We start from the raw sequence: 16,982 nt of genomic DNA, 5'->3' as shown, positions 1-16,982 counted from the left end.
CCCAAGCCCGTCATGGCCGGGCTTGTCCCGGCCATCCACGTCTTGGCGGCAGGGGAGAAGGGCGTGGATGCCCGGGCATAGGCGAGCGGAAGCGACGCCGTCCTTCGGACGGCTATGCCCGGGCATGACGGAGAGAGCAAGGTGTGTGTCATGACACGGCCTTGCGGAGCGGGGTCACCTTGAGGTGATCCTGGTGGTCGCCAATGGCTTTTGCGATATAGCGGGCGGTGATCGGGGTGCCGTCATAATGCACGATCGGGACGAGGCGGACGGGATCGATGCCGTTCTCGTTGACGATGAGCTGACGGAGCTGGCTGTCGCGGTTCTGCTCGACGACATAGACGAAGTCGTGCTCGGCGAGGAAGCTCGCCACGCTGGAGTGGAACGGGAAGGCGCGGATGCGCAGACGGTCGAGCTGATGCCCGCGCGCTTCCAACAGTCCGATCGCCTCGTCCATGGCAGGCGAGGTCGAGCCGAAATAGATCACGCCGTATTTGGTCGGCCGTTCCGCGTTGGCCTGCAGCGGCCGCGGCACCAGGTCCTGCGCCGTCTCGAACTTGCGCACGAGACGTTGCATGTTGTCGGCATAGACCGAACCTTCCTCGGAATAGCGCGCATAACGGTCACGTGAGGTGCCGCGGGTGAAATAGGAGCCCTTGGTCGGGTGCGTGCCGGGATAGGTGCGGTAGGGGATGCCGTCGCCGTCGACATCGAGGTAGCGGCCGAAGTCGCGGCCTTCTTCGAGCATCTCGGCAGTCATCACCTTGCCGCGGTCATATTGCTTGGAATCGTCCCACTTCAGCGGGCGGCAGAGCCGGTGGTTCATGCCGATGTCGAGATCGAGCATCAGGAAAATCGTGGTCTGCAGCCGCTCGGCGAGATCGAAGGCGGCAGCTGCGAACTCGAACGCTTCGGCCGGATCTTCCGGGAAAAGCAGCACATGCTTGGTGTCGCCATGCGAAGCATAGGCGCAGGCGATGATGTCGCATTGCTGGGTGCGGGTCGGCATGCCCGTGGAGGGGCCGGCGCGCTGGATGTTCATGATCACGGCCGGAATCTCGGCGAAGTATGAAAGGCCGATGAACTCGGTCATCAGGGAGATGCCGGGGCCGGAGGTCGCTGTGAAGGCGCGCGCGCCGTTCCAGGACGCGCCGATCACGATGCCGATGGAAGCCAGCTCGTCCTCGCCCTGCACGATGGCGTATTTCGCCTTGCCGGTCTCGGGATCGTGCCGGTACTTCTTGCAGTGGGCGGTGAAAGCCTCCGCCACCGACGAGGACGGCGTGATCGGATACCAGGCGCAGACGGTCGCGCCGCCATAGACGGCGCCGAGCGCGGCGGCGCTGTTGCCCTCGATGAAGATGCGGTCGCCGACCTTGTCGGACTTCTTGATACGCAGTCCGAGCGGGCATTTCAGGTTTTGCAGCGCCCAGTCGCGGCCCAAATGCAGCGCATGGACGTTGGAGGAGAGCAGCTTCTCCTTGCCCTTGTACTGCTCGCCGATCAGCTGCTCGATCAGCTTCGGGTCCATGTCGAGCAGCGCCGAGAGGCTGCCTAGGTAGATGATGTTCTTGAACAGCTGGCGCTGGCGCGGGTCGGTGTAGGTCGAGTTGGTGATCGCGGTCAGCGGCACGCCGATCACGGTGATGTCGTCGCGGAATTTGGTCGACGGCATCGGCTTGGTGGAATCGTAGAACAGATAGCCGCCGGGCTCGATGCCGGCGACGTCCTTGTCCCAGGTCTGCGGGTTCATCGCCACCATCATGTCGACGCCGCCGCGGGCGCCGAGATGGCCGTCTTCCGTCACCCGCACCTCATACCAGGTCGGCAGGCCCTGGATGTTGGAGGGGAAGATGTTGCGCGGGGACACCGGTACGCCATGGCGCAGGATTGCGCGCGCGAACATCTCGTTGGCGCTGGCCGAACCCGAGCCGTTGACGTTGGCGAAACGGACGACGAAGTCGTTTACGCTGCTGATCGGCTTTTTGTCGGACATGTCGAACCTGCGTGAGTCATCTCGATGAAATATTTCTGCATGTCCCAGGCCCCGGTGGGACAACGCTCGGCGCACAGCCCGCAATGCAGGCAGACGTCCTCGTCCTTGACCATCACCCGCCCGGTCTTGAGATCGGAGGACACGTAGAGGTCCTGGTCCGGATGCGGCGAGGGCGCCTTCAGGCGATGGCGCATATCGTCTTCCTCGCCGTTCTGCGTGAAGGTGATGCAGTCCATCGGGCAGATGTCGACGCAGGCGTCGCATTCGATGCAGAGCGAGGTCGAGAACACGGTCTGGACGTCGCAGTTCAGGCAGCGCTCTGCTTCGCCGAGCGCAAGCTTGACGTCGTAGCCGAGCTCGACCTCGGTGTGGATGTCCTTCAGCGCAATCACCTTGTCGCGATGCGGCACCTTGAAGCGCTTGTCGTTGGAGATGTCGTTGTCATAGCTCCATTCGTGGATGCCCATCTTCTGCGAGGAGACGTGCACTTCCGGCAGCGGCCGCTCGGTGATGTCCTCGCCCGACAGCAGCTTGTGGATCGACAGCGCGGCGTCGTGGCCCTGCGCCACCGCCCAGATGATGTTCTTCGGTCCGAACGCGGCGTCGCCGCCGAAGAACACTTTTGGGTTGGTCGAGACGAAGGTCTTCGGATCGACCTTGGGCATGTGCCATTTGTCGAACTCGATGCCGCAATCCTGCTCGATCCAGGGGAAGGCGTTTTCCTGGCCGACCGCGACCAGCACGTCGTCGCATTCGAGGGTCTGGTCGGGCTCGCCGGAGGGAACGAGGTTGCGGCGGCCCTTGGCATCGTATTCCGCTTTCACCTTCTGGAAGGTGATGCCGGTGAGCTTGCCATTGTCATGGATGAAGGCGACGGGGACGAGGAAGTTGAGGATCGGAATGTCCTCGTGGATCGCGTCTTCCTTCTCCCAGGGCGAGGCCTTCATTTCCTCGAAGCCGGAGCGCACGACCACCTTCACGTCTTCGCCGCCGAGGCGGCGCGCGGTGCGGCAGCAATCCATCGCGGTGTTGCCGCCGCCGAGCACGATCACGCGCTTGCCGATCTTGTCGGTGTGGCCGAACGACACCGAAGAGAGCCAGTCGATGCCGATATGGACGTGGGCAGCTGCTTCCTTCCGGCCGGGAATGTCGAGCTCGCGGCCGCGCGGCGCGCCGGAGCCGACGAAGATCGCGTCGTACTTCTCCGCGAGAAGTGCCTTCATGCTCTCGATGCGATGACCGCCCTTGAAGTCGACGCCGAGGTCGAGGATGTAGCCGGTCTCCTCGTCGATCACCGAATTGGGCAGACGGAATTTCGGGATCTGGGTCCGCATCATGCCGCCGGCTTCGGGATCGCCGTCGAACACGGTGCAGTGATAGCCGAGCGGCGCGAGATCGCGCGCCACCGTCAGCGACGCCGGGCCACCGCCGACGAACGCGACGCGCTTGCCGTTCTTTGTAGTCGGGTGCGGCAGGCGCTGCCTGATGTCGTCCTTGAAGTCGGCGGCGACGCGCTTGAGGCGGCAGATTGCGACCGGTGTTTCCTCGACGCGTCCGCGGCGGCATGCCGGCTCGCACGGACGATCGCAGGTGCGTCCCAGAATTCCGGGAAACACGTTCGATTTCCAATTGATCATGTAGGCGTCGCTGTAGCGGCCTTGTGCGATCAATCGGATGTATTCGGGAACCGGGGTGTGCGCAGGACAGGCCCACTGGCAATCGACCACTTTGTGAAAGTAGTCGGGGGCCGCGATATCGGTCGGTTTCATTCCTACCCTGTCCGCACAGGCTCAAGGACCCGGCGGCCTTTTCTTGAGCTTGTCGAACGCTTAACGCGCCGCGATCTGGTTTCTGAATGACGTCATTGGGTTAGCTTATTAGAACCGTTCCCAAGTACAACGGCAAATTTGGGTGATCACCTGCTTTCATGGGAGCTGCGCGCGCACAGCATTAACGGCCGCGCGCTGCAATGCGGCGGTGCAATATGTTGCGTTGCGAATGGCTATTTTAGCTCCGCGCGATATCGCTCTTCGCAAGATCCCACATCAGGCTGTAAGTGCCGACGGAGACCGGCAGCGGGAAGGGCGCCGCAGCAGGGCCGGTGAAGCGTTCGGCGATGACGGCGGAGACCGCGCCGACATGCGTGCCGTCGATCAGCACGAACCAATCGCGCGCGCCTTCGTTGCGCACCGCCGGAATGTCCGCCGTTGCGCCCGACAATTCCGGTTCGCTCTCCAGCAGATGCATCGAGATGATGCCTTCGCGATCTCCATGCGCCAGCTTTTCTTGCAGTGCATCACGCCATGCCGCCGCGTTGTCGGCTGTAGGGCGCAGCCGGACCAGGCCGAGTGCCGCGCCGCGGCCGGTGCCCTTGCTGATGGTGGTGCGCGCGACCACGCGCAGCATGTTCTTGAAATGCGCCATGGTCCGCCGCGACCATTCGGTCTGGTTGGCGAGCCGCGCCCGGTAGGCGGGACTGTCGAGCACCTCTAGCGTCGCGGTCGAATACAGCGACAGATATTTGGGGTTTGCCGCGTGCGCGACATAGCGCCGCGCTTCCAGAAAGCCCTCGATCGCGACGCGCTCTTCCAGATGCTCGCGATCGTACCAGCGATTGAAATCGGCTTCGTCTGAAACGTCGATGTTCATCGACGTCAGCAGCATGCCTGTCCCGGCGAGCGGCATTTTCTTGTTGTCCTTGTTTCGCGCATTAACGCGCGGCCTTCGACGCGAGGTCGGCGATCGACTTCATGACCGCGTCCCGCACGCCGGCATCATAGAGCGAATGTCCGGCTTCTTCCACGATCCGAATCTCGGAACCCGGCCAAACTTTCGCGAGCTGCGCGGATGTCTCGGGAGGACACAACAGGTCGTAGCGGCCCTGCACGATGATGCCGGGAATGCCGGTCAGCCGGGTCGCGTTTCGCAGCAGCTGGTTCTCGGTCATGAAGCTGTCGTTGATGAAGTAATGCGCTTCCATGAACGGTGTTGCCGGCAACGTGCGCCAGACATTCAGCGACGCCAGGTCGATCCGCGTCTTTGCCGGCTTGTGCTCCGACAGCGCGCGCTCGGTGTCGTGCCAGGCGCGCGAGGCAGGTCCGTGCACGGCCGGATCGGTATCGAGGATGTGGCGATAATAGGCTGCCACCGGCTGCGCACGTTCCTCCGGTGGCAGCACGCTCAGAAAATCCTCGTGCAGCGCCGGATAGAATTGCGCCAGCCGAGAGGTGAAGGCCGTCTCGACCTCAGCCTGTGTGCCCAGGAAGGTCGCGCGCAGCGCAATGCCGGAGACGCGCTCGGGATGGGCCTGCGCATAGGCCAGCGCCAGCGTCGCGCCCCAGGAGCCGCCGACCACCATCCAGCGGTCGAAGCCGAACTTTTCGCGGATCTTCTCCATGTCCGCGATCAGGTGCGCCGTCGTGTTGTGCTCGCGCGATCCCTTCGGCCGGCTGCGGCCACAGCCGCGCTGGTCGAACAGTACGGCATGCATTCGCTCGGGATCGAACAGCCGGCGATGGTCCGGCTGGCAGCCGGAGCCCGGCCCGCCATGCAGATAGATTGCGGGAATGCCGTCCGCGCGACCGACGCTCTCGACATAGAGCTCGTGGCCGTCGCCGACGTCCAGCATGTCGGAGGTCAGCGGTGCAAAGGGATCGGCACGTCGGGCCGATGCGGCCGCGTCGGCGTCAGGCGTCATTCCCGGATTCCAGAGTGCCGCCGGCGAAGTTGCGATAGAGGAAGCGGTTGGTATCGCCCTCGGCCTCGCGTTCGGCCTGCTTGAAGATGGTCTCGTGCAGCGGCGACAGCGCGCAGGCGGGATCGGTGTTGGCGGCATCGCCGGTCAGCGCAAAGGCCTGGCAGCGACAGCCGCCGAAATCGATCTCGCGGAATTCGCAGGACTTGCACGGCTCCTTCATCCAGCCGGTGCCGCGATAGCGGTTGAAGGCGTCCGAGTTCTGCCAGATCCAGGCGATCGAATGGTTGGAGCGCACCGACTCGAAATCGAGCCCGGTGATGCTCTCGGCGGCGTGGCAAGGCAGCACCTTGCCGGCGGGCGAGATGTTGAAGAACTGGCGGCCCCAGCCGCCCATGCATTTCTTCGGCCGCAGCGCGTAATAATCCGGCACGACGTAGTCGATCGCCAGCGTCCCCTTCAGCCGTTCGCGCGCCTCCTCGACGATGCCTGTGCATTCGTCGAGCTGTGCGACCGTCGGCATCAGCGCGGCGCGGTTCTTCAGCGCCCAGCCGTAGTACTGAACGTTGGCGACCTCGAGCCGGTCGGCGTCGAGATCGATCGACATCTGGATGATGTCGGGGAGCTGATGCAGGTTCTGCCGGTGCATCACCGCATTCACGGTGAGCGGAAGGTCAAGCTCGCGGGTCCATTTTGCCACTTCGAGCTTCTTGCGGTGGCCGCCTTTGTAGCCGGCGACGCGATCGGCGAGGCCTTCTTCGATGCCCTGGAAGGAGATCTGCACATGGCAGAGCCCGGCATCGGCAAGCTCGCTCAGCCGCTCGCGCGTCAGCAGCACGGCCGAGGTGATGAGGTTGGTGTAGAGGCCGACGTCGCTGGCATGCTTGACCAGCTCGACCAGATCTTTCCGCGCGGTCGGCTCGCCGCCGGAGAAATGCACCTGGAGCACGCCGATCTCGGCGAGCTCGCTCAGCACCTTCTTCCATTCCTCGGTGGTCAGCTCCTTAGCCGACCGGTCGAGCTCGACCGGGTTGGAACAGTACGGACATTGCAGCGGGCAGCGATGGGTGATCTCGAGCAGCACGGCGAGCGGAATGCCGAATGTCTCCGCCGTCGAGCGGGTCTTCTCCAGCACCGCGAGGCTGTCGCTGGCGTCAGGCGGGATGGTCGGGAGCACGTCGCTCATGGCGTCTTCTCCCGGGCCTCGGTCAGAAAGCCCTTGTCGGCGAGATCCTGCAGCATGACGATGACGTCGGCCAGGATCGCCTCGCGCGGCGCGGCGTATTTCGCCGCCAGCTGGTCGGACAATTCGCCCACATTGCGCTTGCCGTCGCAGAGCTGCAAGACCTCGACCGCGATCTCATCAGGCGCCAGCACGCGCTCCGGCGCCAGGATCACCCAGACCTGTCGCGTCTCGTCATATTTCAGCTTGGCGTGCCGCGGCAGCACGGGGCGGCTTGCCTCGCTGACGCTGATGTTCCGCGGCCCGGCCATTGCTCTTGTCCCTCAACTCGTTTTGGGCACGAACGCGCCCGGCGGAATGTTGCCTTCGACATAGGCGTGCTGGAGCGCGTCCAGTTGCACCCATAGCACGTTGGTCTTGAAGATCAGCGCATTGCACACCTGCGCGCGCTGTTCCGGCGTGGTGGCGTGCGCCTTGACGTAGTCGAGCGCAAAGCCGGCATCGCGCGGGGCCTGCGCGAGGCGGCGCTTGAAATAGCTCATGATGTCAGGATTGACGAAGTCGTAATGCTCCAGCATGCCGGAGATGCGCTCTTCGTGCAGGTTCGGCGCGAACAATTCGGTGAGCGAGGAGGCGATCGCCTCGAGTGGGCTTTTTTCGCGGCAGTAGTGGACGTAGGCCTCCACCGCGAAGCGCGTCGCCGGCAAGATGCCTTCGGTCGATTCCACATACGCCGTGTCGAGCCCGAGACCTTCGGTCAGCTTCAGCCAGCGCTCGATGCCGCCCTCGGTACCGATGTCGCCGTCATGGTCCTCGATGCGGTGGCGCCATTCCAGCCGTGTGGCGCGGTCGCGGAAGCGCGAGATCACCACCGCGTCCTTGATCGGGATCGTGCTCTGGTAATAGTAGCGGTTCAGCGCCCAGGCCTGCACCTGGCCCTTGTTGAGCTTGCCGCCGTGCAGCAGCTTATGGAACGGATGCAGGCTGTGATAGCGCGTGGCGCCGATGTGGCGGAGCGTCGCTTCCAGCTCATCGGCGCTAGTGAGCTTGATGTCCTTGCCGACCGACAGCGCAGTCATTCCAGTCATGGACGCGGCATTCACAGCACGATCTCCGTTCCGTCGGCGGGTATCTGCCATCCCGCTTCTTCGATGGCCTTGCGCTCGGGCGTATCAGGCAGCAGCGCCGGGTTCGAGTTATTGATATGCAGGAACATCTTCCTGTCGATAGTGAGGTCGGCCAGCCGCGCGATCGCGCCATCGTGACCCGACATCGCGACATGGCCCATGCTCTTGCCGGTCTTGTGGCCGAGCCCGGCCTTGATCATCTCGTCATCCTGCCAGACCGTGCCGTCGAAGAACACCAGCGCGGCGCCGTCGATCTCGGCCTTCAGCGCATCGGTGACCTCGGCGCAGGCGGCGATGAAGTAGAAGCACTTGCCGGTGGACTTGTCGGTGATCTTCAGCCCCAGCGTATCGCCGTCGCCGCTCGCGCCGACGGGATGCGCCTTGCCTTCGAGATACCAGGCCGATTTGCCGGGCACGGCGAAGGCCCGCACTTCGAGGCCTGAGCGCGCACCATCGGTGAGGCGCGGCTCAAAGGGCTCGCTGATCCCGATCGGCTGGCGCTTGACGTTCTTTTCGTTCAGCACGTTGAAGATGCTGTTGCTGGCCAGGATCGCCAGCACCTTCTCATGCGCATAGACCGTGAAGGGCGAGCCCTCGCGCATCGACAGAAGACCAGCGACTGCGTCCACTTCGCTGTTGGTCAGGATCACGCCTGCGATCGGGGTATGGCGCAGGCTGCCTTCCCTGGGATGCAGCTGCGGCGTGGCATTCAATTGCTGGCGGAGATCAGGGGAGGCGTTGATCAGGAACCAGTGCTCTCCGTCACCGCTGAAGGCAACCGAGGCCTGGGTTCGATAAAGCTCATGGCCGTGGTGACGGGCTGCCCGGCAGCCCTCGCAACCGCAATTCCATTGCGGGACTCCGCCGCCGGCCCCGGCGCCCAGGACGACGACGCGAAGCATAATCCGTCTCCTGGAAGCAACGTCGCCAGGTGGATCCTTGGGCCAACACAGTTTCCATCATCCGGAAACCGATCGTGACCGGCAGACCCACCTGCGCAAAACGCGTACTCACCAACCGCTTATTTGCGGGTGGCGCTCACATACATGTTGATTTCCATGCCGCACGGCACTTCGACGATCTTGGGGGCTTTCCAGGCCATTTTGGCTCTCCATTCGCGATTTAGGACGTTTACGCCCGAAGGCTAAGTTACTGCGGGCGCAAAAGTTCGCCAGTGAAATTTTCCCGAGAAAGTCATGTTGCGCCGCGAAAATTCGTACCGGAACACCACTTCTGGTGACACTGCCTTGCGCCGGGCGCATTCGGTAGCGAACGCTGTCCTGATAAACCAGTTGTGAGTGCAGTGCAGCTTTCAATCCGATACAGGCGGTTCTAGCTGGATCTCGTGATGCCCAAATATTTCTTCAACACCCGTATCGGCGATGAATTGATCGTGGATCCCGAAGGCGAGGATCTGCGCAACCCTGATCGTGCCTGGGAGGTCGCCCGCCAGATGATCCTGGAGGTGCTGAAATCCGAGGGCGCCCAGCCGGCGCTCATGGAGGCGGTGATCGAGGTCACCGACGTCGAAGGCGAGATCGTGCTGGAATTCCCCTTCACCGAGGCGCTGCTGGACATGCCGGACCAGTCCGCGACCCGGCACTGACCCCAGCTCTCTCCCCGTCATTGCGAGGAGCTCTTGCGACGAAGCAATCCAGACTGCCTCTCCGGAGGGACTCTGGATTGCTTCGCTCCGCTCGCAATGACGGTGGTATCCCTGCGAAATCCGCATGGCTTTGCCGCGTTCCCGGCGCTAAAAGACGCCGGTCACACGGAGCATGCCATGCAAGATCTCTGGCGCCTGTCGGCCGCCGACCTCGCTACCCTCGTCAGATCCAAAAAGGTGTCCGCCCGGGAGGCGGCCAAGGCTGGCCTCGCCCGCCTGGACGCCGTCAATCCCAAGCTCAACGCCGTGATCGATCACCGGCCCGAGGACGTGCTCAAGCAGGCTGACGCGGTGGATGCCGCCATTGCCAGGGGCGAGGACCCCGGCGTGTTGGCCGGCGTGCCCGTCACCATCAAGGCCAATGTCGACCAGCAGGGTTTTGCCACCACCAACGGCCTGAAACTCCAGCGCGATTTGATCGCGCGCGAGGACAACCCGGTGGTCGCCAATTTCCGCAAGTCGGGCGCCGTCCTGCTCGGCCGCACCAATTGCCCGGCCTTCTCCTATCGCTGGTTCACCACCAATTTGGTCCATGGCGACACCAAGAACCCGCGCGACGCCGCGCTGACGCCGGGCGGCTCGTCCGGCGGCGCCGGCTCGGCGGTCGCGGCCGGCATCGGCCACATCGCCCACGGCACCGACATCGCCGGCTCGATCCGCTATCCCGCCTATGCCTGCGGCGTGCACGGCCTGCGCCCGACGCTCGGCCGTATCCCGGCTTTCAATCCGGCGCTGCCGGAGCGTCCGATCGGGCCGCAGATCATGGCCGTGTCCGGCCCGCTGGCGCGTACCATCAGCGACCTGCGCATTTCGCTCGCGGCGATGTCGGCGCGCGATGTGCGCGATCCCTGGTTCGTGCCGGCGCCGCTGGAAGGCGAGGTGCGCGAGAAGCGCGCCGCGCTCTGCCTCAACCCGGACGGCCTTGCGACCACGTCTGAAGTGAAGGCGGCCGTGACCGACGCCGGCAAGCGCCTCGAGCGCGCGGGCTGGACCGTCGATGTGATCGAGAACACCCCGCCGATGCGCGAAGCCGTCGAGTGGCAGCGCAAGCTCTGGCTCGGCGACGGTTACGAGGCGCAGCTGGAGATGGCCGAGCGCGAGGGCGATCCCGGTGCCCTGGCGTGCCTGCACGGCAACCGCGCCAAGGTCACGCCAATGGACCAGGCCAACTACGCGCAGGCGCTGACCCGCCGCGCCACGCTGACCCGCGACTGGATGCTGTTCTTCGAAAAATATGCCGTTGTGCTGACGCCGGTGTCCGGCGAGCTGCCGTTCCCCGATCATCTCGACCGCAAGGACGCCGCCTCCTTCGAGCGCGTCTGGGAAGCGCAGCTTCCGCAGATCGCGACGCCCTTCATGGGGCTGCCGGGCCTCGTGGTCTCGACCGGCCTTGTCGGCAAGACGCCGGTCGGCGTGCACATCGTCTCCGGCCGTTATCGCGAGGATCTGTGTCTTCTCGCCGGCGAAGCGATCGAGGCGGGTGGCGTGCCGCCCTCGCCGATCGACCCCGTGGGTTAGCGATGTCCGCGATCTACGACTTCAAGGCCAATTCGCTTGCCGGCGAAGAGGTCGCCTTGCGCCATTTCGAGGGGCAGGTGCTGCTGATCGTCAACACCGCGAGCAAATGCGGCTTCACGCCGCAATATCGCGGGCTGGAGGATCTGCATCGCGATCTCTCGCCGCGCGGCTTCTCGGTGCTCGGCTTTCCCTGCAACCAGTTCGGCGCGCAGGAGCCGGGGCAGGCCGCCGAGATCCAGGCGTTCTGCTCGACCAATTACGACGTCACCTTTCCCTTGTTCGAAAAGGTCGACGTCAACGGCGCTCACGCGCACCCCTTGTACGAGTACCTGAAACGCCAGCAATCCGGCCTGCTGGGCGCCTCCATCAAATGGAATTTCACCAAATTCCTGGTGGACCGTGCCGGCCACGTGATCGCGCGCTACGCGCCGACTGCGCGGCCGGAAGGATTGCGGCAGAAGATCGAGACCCTGTTATGAGCGAGACAATCATGAGCGACGAATTTCCGGACCGCCTGTCGGTCGACCCCAACAGCCCCTATTACAACGCCGACATCCTGTCGCGCGACGTCGGCATCCGCTTCAAGGGTGTCGAGAAGACCAATGTCGAGGAATACTGCATCAGCGAAGGCTGGGTCCGCGTCGCCGCCGGCAACGCCAAGGACCGCTACGGCAATCAGCTGACCATCAAGGTGCATGGGCCTGTGGAGCCGTATTTCAGGGAGAAGAAGTAATCTGGACGCGCGTTCTCTCCTCGTCATTGCGAGGAGCGCACTCTTCTCCCCCCGTCATTGCGAGCGAAGCGAAGCAATCCAGAGTCTTACTGGCGAGGCAGTCTGGATTGCTTCGTCGCTTCGCTCCTCGCAATGACGACGACAGCCACCAAAGGCCACCCTCATGTCCGTCCGCATCGTCGACGTCCGCGAAATCACAAAGCCGATCTCTTCCCCGATCCGCAACGCCTATATCGACTTCACCAAGATGACGACGAGCCTCGTTGCCGTCGTCACCGACGTGATGCGCGACGGCAAGCGTGTCGTCGGCTACGGCTTCAACTCCAACGGCCGTTACGGGCAGGGCGGCCTGATCCGCGAGCGTTTCGCCTCGCGCATCACGGAGGCCGATCCGAAGTCGCTGCTCAACGCTGCCGGTGACAATCTCGACCCCGACAAAATCTGGGCCGCGATGATGACCAACGAGAAGCCGGGCGGCCATGGCGAGCGCTCGGTCGCGGTCGGCACCCTCGACATGGCGGTGTGGGACGCGGTGGCGAAGATCGCGGGAAAGCCGCTGTTTCGTCTGCTTGCCGAACGGCACGGCCTGACAGCCAATCCGCGCGTCTTCGTCTATGCCGCCGGCGGCTATTACTATCCCGGCAAGGACCTGTCGGCGTTGCGCGGCGAGATGCGCGGCTATCTCGATCGCGGCTACAACGTCGTGAAGATGAAGATCGGTGGCGCGTCGATTGAAGAAGACCGCACCCGCATCGAGGCGGTGCTGAAGGAGATCGGCAAGGACGCGCAGCTCGCCGTCGACGCCAATGGCCGCTTCAATCTGGAGACCGGCATCGCCTACGCAAAAATGCTGCGCGACTATCCGCTCTTCTGGTACGAGGAGGTCGGCGATCCCCTCGACTACGCGCTGCAGGCCGCGCTTGCAGAGTTCTATCCCGGCCCGATGGCAACAGGCGAGAATCTCTTCAGCCACCAGGACGCCCGCAACCTGATCTGCTACGGCGGCATGCGCCCCGACCGTGACTGGCTGCAATTCGACTGCGCGCTGTCCTACGGCCTGTGCGAATACCAGCGTACCCTCGAAGTGCTGAAGACTTATGGCTGGTCCCCCAGCCGCTGCATCCCGCATGGCGGCCATCAGATGTCGCTCAACATCGCCGCCGGCTTGGGCCTCGGCGGCAACGAAAGCTATCCGGATCTATTCCAACCCTATGGCGGTTTCCCGGATGGTGTGCGCGTCGAGAACGGCCACATCACCATGCCTGATCTCCCCGGCATCGGGTTCGAAGGCAAGTCAGATCTCTACAAGGAGATGAAGGCGCTGGCGGAGTAGGGAGCGAGGCGCGACGGCCGCGCCTCGCACACTCCGTCATTGCGAGCGCAGCGAAGCAATCCAGAATCTATCTGCAGCAACAGTCTGGATTGCTTCGTCGCAAGTGCTCCTCGCAATGACGATGCGGTGAAAGTCTCGTAATCATCTTCTGGTTGTGATATCGTGAAAGCTGTTCTCAGCCGAGCGCAATCATGAAGCAGCCCTGCGTCTACATGTTCGCCAATCGCCGCAACGGGTCGATCTACGCCGGCGTCACCTCGAATCCACCGCGCCGCGCGTTCGAGCATCACGAGGGGTTGGTCAAGGCTTCTCCTCGAAGTACGGCTGCAAGCTTCTCGTCTGGTACGAGCTGCATGCGACCATGACCGACGCGATCACGCGCGAGAAGCAGCTCAAGGGGGGTAGCCGGGCAAAGAAGCTTGCGCTCATCGAGAGCATCAACCCGGACTGGACGGATTTGTACGGGACGCTGATCTGATCGCTCTCAGGCGGTAACAGCGAGACGCAAGGCGTCGCCTCATTCTCCGTCATTGCGAGCGCAGCGAAGCAATCCAGAATCGTTCCGTGGAGGCAGTCTGAATCGTTCCTCGGCAACAGTCTGGATTGCTTCGTCGCAAGTGCTCCTCGCAATGACGGTGGGAGAGAGCGGGGCCGTGTGCGGGCGTCTTGGTCCGCGACGCATGGTGGTGTGGTATTGCGCAACGCGCCGCCAAATACTCCGTCATTGCGAGCGCAGCGAAGCAATCCAGAATCTTTCCTCGGCAACAGCCTGGCTTCGTCGCAAGTGCTCCTCGCAATGACGGTGGAGAGAGTCGCGTCACCCCACCGCCGCCGCCACCCGTGCCACCACCATCGGCTGCCGCACCCCATACATCAACGACCGCCACAGCCATTCGAGCGGGCCGTAGCGGTAGTGGCGCAGCCACCATGTGCTGAAGCGCACCTGGCCGGCGTAGACGATGACGCCGATGGCGAGGGCCGGGGTGATGCCGAGCCGGCCGAACAGGCCAAGGCCGTAGCCGTAAAAGATCCAGCCGAAGATGACGGATTGTGCGACGTAGTTGGTGAAGGCCATCCGTCCCAACGGCGCGGCCCAGCCGAGCAGCTTCTTGCCGCGCGCGAAATGGGCGATGCCGAGGATGGCGGCGCCATAGCCCAGCGCCAGCAGGATCGTGCCGAGCGGCTCGATGCCGCGATAAAGCAGGCCTGCGCCGAGGCCGATCGCGGGGAGCGCGATGGCGAACAGGCCGCGCGGATTCTGCACAATGCCGCTGCGCCAGGCGAGCGCGCCGACGAGAAACAGCCCGATCGTGCGCAGGAAAACGAAAGCGTGCAGGGAGGCGATGAGGGGAATTTCGCGCAGCCGAAACGCCAGCACGTCCAGGAAGCCGCTCGTCGCGTAGATGCGATTGGCGTCCATGACATCCTGCCAGATCGCGGCGCGGCTCGGAAACAATCCCGCCGGCGGAAAGGCCTGCATGGCCAGATACAACGCCAGGAACGCCAGCGCGGCAAGCATCAGCAGCCAGCGCGGACCGAACAGCAACGGCAGCACGATGAATCCGGCCAGCGCATATTCAGTGAGGATGTCGCCGTTCCAGATCAGGCACAAATGAACGACGCCAAACACCAGCAGCACGGCGAGCCGGCGCACGAGCAGCGCGGTGCGGCGCGCGCTGGTCGCGAGCCGGTCGAACTGAATGGCAAGGCCCGTGCCGAACAGCAGCGAAAACAGCGCGAATGCCTTGAGCTCGACGGCCGTTGTCAGGATCGCCTCGATGGCGCGATCGATTGGCGACGCCAACATCCTCGGACCAAGAAACTGGTCGAAGATCGAAACGCGAAATTCCATGACGACGTTGATCGCCATGACCCCGAACAGGGCAATGCCCCGCAGCACGTCGATCGCGTCGATCCGCTCCGCGGACGGCGTCGGCCTGGGCACTGCGGCGCTATCGGACGTCATGGAGGAATTCCATTGTCGCTCGGCGACGCGCGATGGGGCAAGGCGTTGCCACATACTCCGTCATTGCGAGCGCAGCGAAGCAATCCAGAATCTTTCCGCGGCGGCAGTCTGGATTGCTTCGTCGCAAGGGCTCCTCGCAATGACGGGAGTGGGAGCCGGGCCCGCTACGACAGCCGCATATCCAGCAGCCTTCGCCCTTCGCCCTTGAGCAGCTTCTTCACCGCGCTGGACGCCACGACCTCGCCGTCGTTGGCGTAGGCTTCGTGGTTCTTCTCGATGTCGTCGAGGCGGTACAGGTAGTTGACCATGACGCCGGCGGACTCGCGCATGCCCTTCGGCGAGAGGTCGCCGAGCCAGTTGATACGCTCCAGCCGCGCGCCGTTGCCGAGGTGGAAGCGGGCGACGGAATCGATCAGGCGGCCCTTCGACGTGCGGGCCTTCAGGAAGTAGTGGGCGGCGAGCGGCTCGATCACGCCGCGGAGCTGCGCGGTGGTCTCGGGATTCTCATACCATTTGGGATCGTCGAGGCGCTTGATGATCTCGCGGTCCTCGTCCGACAGCGGCAGGTCCTTGTCCTGCTTCAGCCACGGCATGAAGCCCGGCACCGGCGACAACGTCACGAAGGTGTCGAGCTTCGGCGTTTCGCGGCGCAGCTCCTCGACCACCTGCTTGATCAGGAAGCTGCCGAAGGAGATGCCGCCGAGCCCGCGCTGGGTGTTGGAGATCGAGTAGAACACGGCGGTGCGCGCCTTCTCGATCGGAAGGTACTGGCGATCGACGGTCAGCAGCGGCGCGATCGCACCGGGAATGGTCTCGGTCAGCGCGACCTCGACGAAGATCAGGGGCTCGTCCACCATCGCGGGATGGAAGAAGGCGTAGCAGCGGCGGTCGACCGGATCGATGCGGCGGCGCAGATCGTCCCAGTCGCTGATCTCGTGCACGGCTTCATAGCGGATGATCTTTTCGAGGATGTTGGCCGGGGTCGACCAGTCAATCCGGCGCAGCACGAGAAACCCCCTGTTGAACCACGAAGAGAGAAGATGCGAGACGTCGCGGTCGAGCGCGGCGAGATCGGTGTGTCCGTTCATCATGCCGAGCAGGTCGGCACGCATGGCGACGAGATCGCCCGTGCCGCCCGGCGCGCGGTTGAGCCGGCGGATCAGCTCCTGCCGCCGCGGTTCGGAGGCGAAATGCAGCGCGCTCGCGTCCTCGTCGGCCGGCTTCGCGCGCCATGTCTCGATCGCCTGTGCCAGCCGTTCCCGGTCCGGGCCGAAATCGCGCACCAGTCCCTCGAAGAAGGCGCGGCGTCCTGCCGCATCCAACTCCTGGTAGATGTCGAGCACCTCACGCGCCATGGCGGTGCCGGAGGCTTCGCCCCGGCCCGACAGCAGCGCGCCGCAAAGCGCGATCAGGCCGTCGGCATCCTGTTTGGTCTCGGCAGAATCGCGGCGCAGCAGCGTTCGGCCGCGCTCGGAGATGGTGGCAAGCAGGTCGGAGAAGAAGGCGTTAGCCATCTGGGCCTTTCGAAACCGGGTTTGTGCGGTGCGGAAGCTTACACGGGATTTAGGTGGAAGCCGATCACAATCAAGCGGAGGATCTGGGCAACTTTAGCTGGGCCGTGCATTCCAAGAATGCCGCCATGCCCGGCAGCGGCATTTTTGGCAAACGAGACGCCTCCCCATACGCCGTCATTGCGAGGAGCTCTTGCGACGAAGCAATCCAGAGTCTCGCCGCGGACGGACTCTGGATTGCTTCGTCGCTTCAGC

Annotated in this window: 16 protein-coding genes and 1 pseudogene; 6 read left to right on the top strand and 11 right to left on the bottom strand. The window is 64.0% G+C overall.

Translation table 11 applies throughout. The annotated features are described in order from the left end of the window. Positions 1 to 148: 148 nt before the first annotated feature. The 9 genes from K3F49_RS06965 to pqqA form a co-directional block, all read right to left on the bottom strand. Positions 149 to 1,996 (bottom strand): 2-oxoacid:acceptor oxidoreductase subunit alpha, encoded by a 1,848-nt coding sequence (locus K3F49_RS06965; protein ID WP_234680140.1) that lies wholly within the window; start codon positions 1,994 to 1,996, stop codon positions 149 to 151. Further along, the gene (locus K3F49_RS06960) at positions 1,966 to 3,765 is read right to left on the bottom strand and encodes an FAD-dependent oxidoreductase (RefSeq protein ID WP_234680139.1); all 1,800 of its coding nucleotides are present in this window, start codon (positions 3,763 to 3,765) and stop codon (positions 1,966 to 1,968) included. The genes K3F49_RS06965 and K3F49_RS06960 overlap by 31 nt, the downstream gene beginning before the upstream one ends. Before the next feature lie 238 nt (positions 3,766 to 4,003). Then, on the bottom strand, positions 4,004 to 4,681 hold the full coding sequence (locus K3F49_RS06955) for a DUF4286 family protein (protein WP_234680138.1): 678 nt from the start codon (positions 4,679 to 4,681) through the stop codon (positions 4,004 to 4,006). A 25-nt stretch (positions 4,682 to 4,706) separates the two neighbouring features. Further along, positions 4,707 to 5,693 carry a prolyl aminopeptidase gene (gene pip / locus K3F49_RS06950; protein WP_234680137.1) on the bottom strand — a complete coding sequence of 329 codons (987 nt, stop codon included), beginning with the start codon at positions 5,691 to 5,693 and terminating at the stop codon, positions 4,707 to 4,709. Further along, positions 5,683 to 6,876, bottom strand: coding sequence for a pyrroloquinoline quinone biosynthesis protein PqqE (pqqE, locus tag K3F49_RS06945; RefSeq protein ID WP_234680136.1), 1,194 nt, complete (start codon positions 6,874 to 6,876; stop codon positions 5,683 to 5,685). The genes pip and pqqE overlap by 11 nt, the downstream gene beginning before the upstream one ends. Next, positions 6,873 to 7,184: a pyrroloquinoline quinone biosynthesis peptide chaperone PqqD gene (gene pqqD, locus K3F49_RS06940; protein WP_234680135.1), complete on the bottom strand. Its 312-nt coding sequence runs from the start codon at positions 7,182 to 7,184 to the stop codon at positions 6,873 to 6,875. The genes pqqE and pqqD overlap by 4 nt, the downstream gene beginning before the upstream one ends. A 12-nt stretch (positions 7,185 to 7,196) precedes the next feature. Beyond that, positions 7,197 to 7,976 (bottom strand): pyrroloquinoline-quinone synthase PqqC, encoded by a 780-nt coding sequence (pqqC, locus tag K3F49_RS06935; RefSeq protein ID WP_234680134.1) that lies wholly within the window; start codon positions 7,974 to 7,976, stop codon positions 7,197 to 7,199. Beyond that, on the bottom strand, positions 7,973 to 8,902 hold the full coding sequence (gene pqqB, locus K3F49_RS06930; RefSeq protein WP_234680133.1) for a pyrroloquinoline quinone biosynthesis protein PqqB: 930 nt from the start codon (positions 8,900 to 8,902) through the stop codon (positions 7,973 to 7,975). Before pqqB ends, pqqC begins: the two co-directional genes overlap by 4 nt. 119 nt (positions 8,903 to 9,021) lie before the next feature. Then, entirely contained in the window at positions 9,022 to 9,102 is an 81-nt protein-coding gene (pqqA, locus tag K3F49_RS06925; RefSeq protein ID WP_007595659.1) for a pyrroloquinoline quinone precursor peptide PqqA, read from the bottom strand. A 246-nt stretch (positions 9,103 to 9,348) separates the two neighbouring features. Between pqqA and K3F49_RS06920 the strand changes: the two genes are divergently transcribed. From K3F49_RS06920 to K3F49_RS06895, 6 genes and pseudogenes are all read left to right on the top strand, one after another. Beyond that, positions 9,349 to 9,606: a DUF6894 family protein gene (locus K3F49_RS06920; protein WP_234680132.1), complete on the top strand. Its 258-nt coding sequence runs from the start codon at positions 9,349 to 9,351 to the stop codon at positions 9,604 to 9,606. Positions 9,607 to 9,783: 177 nt separating this feature from the next. Then, positions 9,784 to 11,184, top strand: coding sequence for an amidase family protein (locus K3F49_RS06915; protein ID WP_234680131.1), 1,401 nt, complete (start codon positions 9,784 to 9,786; stop codon positions 11,182 to 11,184). 2 nt (positions 11,185 to 11,186) lie between these two features. Continuing rightward, positions 11,187 to 11,663 carry a glutathione peroxidase gene (locus K3F49_RS06910; protein ID WP_234680130.1) on the top strand — a complete coding sequence of 159 codons (477 nt, stop codon included), beginning with the start codon at positions 11,187 to 11,189 and terminating at the stop codon, positions 11,661 to 11,663. Then, positions 11,660 to 11,917 (top strand): DUF3297 family protein, encoded by a 258-nt coding sequence (locus K3F49_RS06905; RefSeq protein ID WP_234680129.1) that lies wholly within the window; start codon positions 11,660 to 11,662, stop codon positions 11,915 to 11,917. Before K3F49_RS06910 ends, K3F49_RS06905 begins: the two co-directional genes overlap by 4 nt. Before the next feature lie 163 nt (positions 11,918 to 12,080). After that, a complete protein-coding gene (tarD, locus tag K3F49_RS06900) occupies positions 12,081 to 13,250 on the top strand; it encodes a mandelate racemase/muconate lactonizing enzyme family protein (RefSeq protein ID WP_234680128.1) in 1,170 nt (389 codons plus the stop codon). A 191-nt stretch (positions 13,251 to 13,441) separates the two neighbouring features. Then, positions 13,442 to 13,728, top strand: a pseudogene (locus K3F49_RS06895) (GIY-YIG nuclease family protein). 339 nt (positions 13,729 to 14,067) lie between these two features. Here the strand turns inward: K3F49_RS06895 and K3F49_RS06890 are convergent. Both K3F49_RS06890 and K3F49_RS06885 read right to left on the bottom strand, forming a co-directional pair. Continuing rightward, a complete protein-coding gene (locus tag K3F49_RS06890; protein ID WP_234680127.1) occupies positions 14,068 to 15,216 on the bottom strand; it encodes a DUF418 domain-containing protein in 1,149 nt (382 codons plus the stop codon). A gap of 164 nt (positions 15,217 to 15,380) precedes the next feature. Beyond that, a complete protein-coding gene (locus K3F49_RS06885; RefSeq protein WP_234680126.1) occupies positions 15,381 to 16,730 on the bottom strand; it encodes a malonyl-CoA decarboxylase in 1,350 nt (449 codons plus the stop codon). Between the last annotated feature and the right edge of the window lie 252 nt (positions 16,731 to 16,982).

Source organism: Bradyrhizobium monzae (assembly GCF_021458635.1).
Lineage (GTDB): Bacteria > Pseudomonadota > Alphaproteobacteria > Rhizobiales > Xanthobacteraceae > Bradyrhizobium.
Note: the sequence above shows the minus strand (reverse complement) of the source record. Positions and strands in the feature narration are given on the sequence as shown.

Bases quoted from the DNA above. Each gene is read 5' to 3' on its own strand.
- pqqB (WP_234680133.1), bottom strand. From the start codon at position 8,902: ATGCTTCGCGTCGTCGTCCTGGGCGCCGGGGCCGGCGGCGGAGTCCCG.
- K3F49_RS06910 (WP_234680130.1), top strand. From the start codon at position 11,187: ATGTCCGCGATCTACGACTTCAAGGCCAATTCGCTTGCCGGCGAAGAG.
- pip (WP_234680137.1), bottom strand. From the start codon at position 5,693: ATGACGCCTGACGCCGACGCGGCCGCATCGGCCCGACGTGCCGATCCC.
- K3F49_RS06960 (WP_234680139.1), bottom strand. From the start codon at position 3,765: ATGAAACCGACCGATATCGCGGCCCCCGACTACTTTCACAAAGTGGTC.
- K3F49_RS06955 (WP_234680138.1), bottom strand. From the start codon at position 4,681: ATGCCGCTCGCCGGGACAGGCATGCTGCTGACGTCGATGAACATCGAC.
- pqqE (WP_234680136.1), bottom strand. From the start codon at position 6,876: ATGAGCGACGTGCTCCCGACCATCCCGCCTGACGCCAGCGACAGCCTC.
- K3F49_RS06885 (WP_234680126.1), bottom strand. From the start codon at position 16,730: ATGGCTAACGCCTTCTTCTCCGACCTGCTTGCCACCATCTCCGAGCGC.
- K3F49_RS06905 (WP_234680129.1), top strand. From the start codon at position 11,660: ATGAGCGAGACAATCATGAGCGACGAATTTCCGGACCGCCTGTCGGTC.
- K3F49_RS06915 (WP_234680131.1), top strand. From the start codon at position 9,784: ATGCAAGATCTCTGGCGCCTGTCGGCCGCCGACCTCGCTACCCTCGTC.
- pqqA (WP_007595659.1), bottom strand. From the start codon at position 9,102: ATGGCCTGGAAAGCCCCCAAGATCGTCGAAGTGCCGTGCGGCATGGAA.
- tarD (WP_234680128.1), top strand. From the start codon at position 12,081: ATGTCCGTCCGCATCGTCGACGTCCGCGAAATCACAAAGCCGATCTCT.
- K3F49_RS06890 (WP_234680127.1), bottom strand. From the start codon at position 15,216: ATGACGTCCGATAGCGCCGCAGTGCCCAGGCCGACGCCGTCCGCGGAG.
- pqqD (WP_234680135.1), bottom strand. From the start codon at position 7,184: ATGGCCGGGCCGCGGAACATCAGCGTCAGCGAGGCAAGCCGCCCCGTG.
- K3F49_RS06965 (WP_234680140.1), bottom strand. From the start codon at position 1,996: ATGTCCGACAAAAAGCCGATCAGCAGCGTAAACGACTTCGTCGTCCGT.
- K3F49_RS06920 (WP_234680132.1), top strand. From the start codon at position 9,349: ATGCCCAAATATTTCTTCAACACCCGTATCGGCGATGAATTGATCGTG.